Source organism: Pseudomonas xionganensis (assembly GCF_009763245.1).
GTDB classification, from domain to species: Bacteria; Pseudomonadota; Gammaproteobacteria; order Pseudomonadales; family Pseudomonadaceae; genus Aquipseudomonas; species Aquipseudomonas xionganensis.
Map to the genome: position 1 here is coordinate 1 of NZ_WKJZ01000006.1, position 5,495 is coordinate 5,495.

The following is a 5,495-nucleotide window of genomic DNA, read 5'->3' on the forward strand; positions in this document are numbered from 1 at the left end:
TAAAACCCCCGACCGTTTTCACGATCGGGGGTTTTGGTGTAGGTGCTTGACGATGACCTACTCTCACATGGGGAGACCCCACACTACCATCGGCGATGCATCGTTTCACTACTGAGTTCGGGATGGGATCAGGTGGTTCCAATGCTCTATGGTCGTCAAGCGATTCAGCTGGGATGTCGCGGTTAGGCGCCATCCCGAATTGGGTATGTGATTGCTTTGTAGTTTTGCAAATTTTCGGCTGTTGCAGTCTTCATGTAGACACGCAAACATCAAATTGTTTGGGTGTTATATGGTCAAGCCTCACGGGCAATTAGTACAGGTTAGCTCAACGCCTCACAACGCTTACACACCCTGCCTATCAACGTCGTAGTCTTCGACGGCCCTTCAGGGAGCTCAAGGCTCCAGTGAGATCTCATCTTGAGGCAAGTTTCCCGCTTAGATGCTTTCAGCGGTTATCTTTTCCGAACATAGCTACCCGGCAATGCCACTGGCGTGACAACCGGAACACCAGAGGTTCGTCCACTCCGGTCCTCTCGTACTAGGAGCAGCCCCTCTCAAATCTCAAACGTCCACGGCAGATAGGGACCGAACTGTCTCACGACGTTCTAAACCCAGCTCGCGTACCACTTTAAATGGCGAACAGCCATACCCTTGGGACCGGCTTCAGCCCCAGGATGTGATGAGCCGACATCGAGGTGCCAAACACCGCCGTCGATATGAACTCTTGGGCGGTATCAGCCTGTTATCCCCGGAGTACCTTTTATCCGTTGAGCGATGGCCCTTCCATACAGAACCACCGGATCACTAAGACCTACTTTCGTACCTGCTCGACGTGTCTGTCTCGCAGTCAAGCGCGCTTTTGCCTTTATACTCTACGACCGATTTCCGACCGGTCTGAGCGCACCTTCGTACTCCTCCGTTACTCTTTAGGAGGAGACCGCCCCAGTCAAACTACCCACCATACACTGTCCTCGATCCGGATAACGGACCAGAGTTAGAACCTCAAGGTTACCAGGGTGGTATTTCAAGGATGGCTCCACGCGAACTGGCGTCCACGCTTCAAAGCCTCCCACCTATCCTACACAAGTAAACTCAAAGTCCAGTGCAAAGCTATAGTAAAGGTTCACGGGGTCTTTCCGTCTAGCCGCGGATACACTGCATCTTCACAGCGATTTCAATTTCACTGAGTCTCGGGTGGAGACAGCGCCGCCATCGTTACGCCATTCGTGCAGGTCGGAACTTACCCGACAAGGAATTTCGCTACCTTAGGACCGTTATAGTTACGGCCGCCGTTTACCGGGGCTTCGATCAAGAGCTTCGCTTTCGCTAACCCCATCAATTAACCTTCCGGCACCGGGCAGGCGTCACACCCTATACGTCCACTTTCGTGTTTGCAGAGTGCTGTGTTTTTAATAAACAGTCGCAGCGGCCTGGTATCTTCGACCGGCATGGGCTTACGTAGTAAATACTTCACCCTCACCGGCGCACCTTCTCCCGAAGTTACGGTGCCATTTTGCCTAGTTCCTTCACCCGAGTTCTCTCAAGCGCCTTGGTATTCTCTACCTAACCACCTGTGTCGGTTTGGGGTACGGTTCCTAGTTACCTGAAGCTTAGAAGCTTTTCCTGGAAGCATGGCATCAACCACTTCGCTCTCTAAAAGAGTGCTCGTCATCAGTTCTCGGCCTTAAGATCCCGGATTTACCTAAGATCTCAGCCTACAACCTTAAACACGGACAACCAACGCCGTGCTGGCCTAGCCTTCTCCGTCCCTCCATCGCAGTAACTAGAAGTACGGGAATATTAACCCGTTTCCCATCGACTACGCATTTCTGCCTCGCCTTAGGGGCCGACTAACCCTGCGTCGATTAACGTTGCGCAGGAAACCTTGGTCTTTCGGCGTGCGAGTTTTTCACTCGCATTGTCGTTACTCATGTCAGCATTCGCACTTCTGATACCTCCAGCAAGCTTCTCAACTCACCTTCACAGGCTTACAGAACGCTCCTCTACCGCTCAACTTACGTTGAACCCGTAGCTTCGGTGTATGGTTTGAGCCCCGTTACATCTTCCGCGCAGGCCGACTCGACTAGTGAGCTATTACGCTTTCTTTAAAGGGTGGCTGCTTCTAAGCCAACCTCCTAGCTGTCTAAGCCTTCCCACATCGTTTCCCACTTAACCATAACTTTGGGACCTTAGCTGACGGTCTGGGTTGTTTCCCTTTTCACGACGGACGTTAGCACCCGCCGTGTGTCTCCCGTGCTGACACTTGCTGGTATTCGGAGTTTGCATCGGTTTGGTAAGTCGGGATGACCCCCTAGCCGAAACAGTGCTCTACCCCCAGCAGTGATACACGAGGCGCTACCTAAATAGCTTTCGAGGAGAACCAGCTATCTCCGAGCTTGATTAGCCTTTCACTCCGATCCACAGGTCATCCGCTAACTTTTCAACGGTAGTCGGTTCGGTCCTCCAGTCAGTGTTACCTAACCTTCAACCTGCCCATGGATAGATCGCCCGGTTTCGGGTCTATACCCAGCGACTAAACGCCCTATTAAGACTCGCTTTCGCTACGCCTCCCCTATTCGGTTAAGCTTGCCACTGAATATAAGTCGCTGACCCATTATACAAAAGGTACGCAGTCACCCAACAAAGTGGGCTCCCACTGCTTGTACGCATACGGTTTCAGGATCTATTTCACTCCCCTCTCCGGGGTTCTTTTCGCCTTTCCCTCACGGTACTGGTTCACTATCGGTCAGTCAGTAGTATTTAGCCTTGGAGGATGGTCCCCCCATATTCAGACAAAGTTTCTCGTGCTCCGTCCTACTCGATTTCATTGATAAGAGAGTTTCGCGTACAGGGCTATCACCCACTATGGCCGCACTTTCCAGAGCGTTCCGCTACTCTCAAATCAACTTAAGGGCTAGTCCCCGTTCGCTCGCCACTACTAAGGGAATCTCGGTTGATTTCTTTTCCTCAGGGTACTTAGATGTTTCAGTTCCCCTGGTTCGCCTCACACACCTATGTATTCAGTGTGTGATAACCAGCTTATGCTGGCTGGGTTCCCCCATTCAGAGATCTCCGGATCAAAGGTTATTTGCCACCTCCCCGAAGCTTTTCGCAGGCTATCACGTCTTTCATCGCCTCTGACTGCCAAGGCATCCACCGTATGCGCTTCTTCACTTGACCATATAACCCCAAGCAATCTGGTTACTGTCTAATAACGTGAAGACGACATTCGCCGAAAATTTGCAATTGAGAACTACAAATTTTACCTTGACCAGATCAATTACCAGTGAAAGTAATTAATCAGTCACTTCTATCACATACCCAAATTTTTAAAGAACGATTTGTTACTGGTCAAAGACCAGAAATCAACATTCATCTACACATTGTAGGAACGTTCATTTCTGAACTCTCACAAGACTGTAAGTGGTGGAGCCAAGCGGGATCGAACCGCTGACCTCCTGCGTGCAAGGCAGGCGCTCTCCCAGCTGAGCTATGGCCCCAGGTACTTCTAAGGCCTACACCCACAACAATTGGTGGGTCTGGGCAGATTCGAACTGCCGACCTCACCCTTATCAGGGGTGCGCTCTAACCAACTGAGCTACAGACCCAATCGTCTTTCGCAATGAATCAAGCAATTCGTGTGGGAACTTATGAAGAAGCTGAAGTCTTCGATTAAGGAGGTGATCCAGCCGCAGGTTCCCCTACGGCTACCTTGTTACGACTTCACCCCAGTCATGAATCACTCCGTGGTAACCGTCCCCCTTGCGGTTAGACTAGCTACTTCTGGAGCAACCCACTCCCATGGTGTGACGGGCGGTGTGTACAAGGCCCGGGAACGTATTCACCGTGACATTCTGATTCACGATTACTAGCGATTCCGACTTCACGCAGTCGAGTTGCAGACTGCGATCCGGACTACGATCGGTTTTATGGGATTAGCTCCACCTCGCGGCTTGGCAACCCTTTGTACCGACCATTGTAGCACGTGTGTAGCCCTGGCCGTAAGGGCCATGATGACTTGACGTCATCCCCACCTTCCTCCGGTTTGTCACCGGCAGTCTCCTTAGAGTTCCCGGCATAACCCGCTGGTAACTAAGGACAAGGGTTGCGCTCGTTACGGGACTTAACCCAACATCTCACGACACGAGCTGACGACAGCCATGCAGCACCTGTGTCTGAGTTCCCGAAGGCACCAATCCATCTCTGGAAAGTTCTCAGCATGTCAAGGCCAGGTAAGGTTCTTCGCGTTGCTTCGAATTAAACCACATGCTCCACCGCTTGTGCGGGCCCCCGTCAATTCATTTGAGTTTTAACCTTGCGGCCGTACTCCCCAGGCGGTCAACTTAATGCGTTAGCTGCGCCACTAAAATCTCAAGGATTCCAACGGCTAGTTGACATCGTTTACGGCGTGGACTACCAGGGTATCTAATCCTGTTTGCTCCCCACGCTTTCGCACCTCAGTGTCAGTATCAGTCCAGGTGGTCGCCTTCGCCACTGGTGTTCCTTCCTATATCTACGCATTTCACCGCTACACAGGAAATTCCACCACCCTCTACCGTACTCTAGCTCGCCAGTTTTGGATGCAGTTCCCAGGTTGAGCCCGGGGCTTTCACATCCAACTTAACGAACCACCTACGCGCGCTTTACGCCCAGTAATTCCGATTAACGCTTGCACCCTTCGTATTACCGCGGCTGCTGGCACGAAGTTAGCCGGTGCTTATTCTGTCGGTAACGTCAAAACACTAACGTATTAGGTTAATGCCCTTCCTCCCAACTTAAAGTGCTTTACAATCCGAAGACCTTCTTCACACACGCGGCATGGCTGGATCAGGCTTTCGCCCATTGTCCAATATTCCCCACTGCTGCCTCCCGTAGGAGTCTGGACCGTGTCTCAGTTCCAGTGTGACTGATCATCCTCTCAGACCAGTTACGGATCGTCGCCTTGGTGAGCCATTACCTCACCAACTAGCTAATCCGACCTAGGCTCATCTAATGGCGCGAGGCCCGAAGGTCCCCCGCTTTCTCCCGTAGGACGTATGCGGTATTAGCGTCCGTTTCCGAACGTTATCCCCCACCACTAGGCAGATTCCTAGGCATTACTCACCCGTCCGCCGCTCTCAAGAGAAGCAAGCTTCTCTCTACCGCTCGACTTGCATGTGTTAGGCCTGCCGCCAGCGTTCAATCTGAGCCATGATCAAACTCTTCAGTTCAATACTGCATTGGGTTTTGAGAAAACCCTAAACTTGGCTCAGCAATCGCAAACTTTCAAATTAATGAAAGGTAACTCTCGAATTAACGAGTGTTGCTTTGTGATGCTGATAATCTTGCGACTAACAGTCTTACCTCACAAGCACCCACACGAATTGCTTGATTCAGTTGTTAAAGAACAGTTGGTTAAGTCTTTCGTCTCAACCGAGGCGCGCATTCTACAGCACCCCATCTTTCCGTCAAGCTGTTTTTCAAAATTCTTTTCAGAAAAGCCTTTCTACTCAACC

Annotated in this window: 2 tRNA genes and 3 rRNA genes; all 5 read right to left on the reverse strand. The window is 51.3% G+C overall.

Features of this window, described 5'->3' with window-relative positions:
* Nucleotides 1-44: 44 nt before the first annotated feature.
* Nucleotides 45-160 (reverse strand): 5S ribosomal RNA (rrf, locus tag GJV18_RS18445).
* 129 nt (nt 161-289) lie between these two features.
* A 23S ribosomal RNA gene (locus GJV18_RS18450) occupies nt 290-3,180 on the reverse strand.
* Between the two features lie 244 nt (nt 3,181-3,424).
* A tRNA-Ala gene (locus tag GJV18_RS18455) sits at nt 3,425-3,500 on the reverse strand.
* A 31-nt stretch (nt 3,501-3,531) separates the two neighbouring features.
* A tRNA-Ile gene (locus GJV18_RS18460) sits at nt 3,532-3,608 on the reverse strand.
* 65 nt (nt 3,609-3,673) lie between these two features.
* Nucleotides 3,674-5,210, reverse strand: a 16S ribosomal RNA gene (locus tag GJV18_RS18465).
* Together the 16S, 23S and 5S rRNA genes with 2 tRNA genes alongside form the textbook arrangement of a ribosomal RNA operon.
* Between the last annotated feature and the right edge of the window lie 285 nt (nt 5,211-5,495).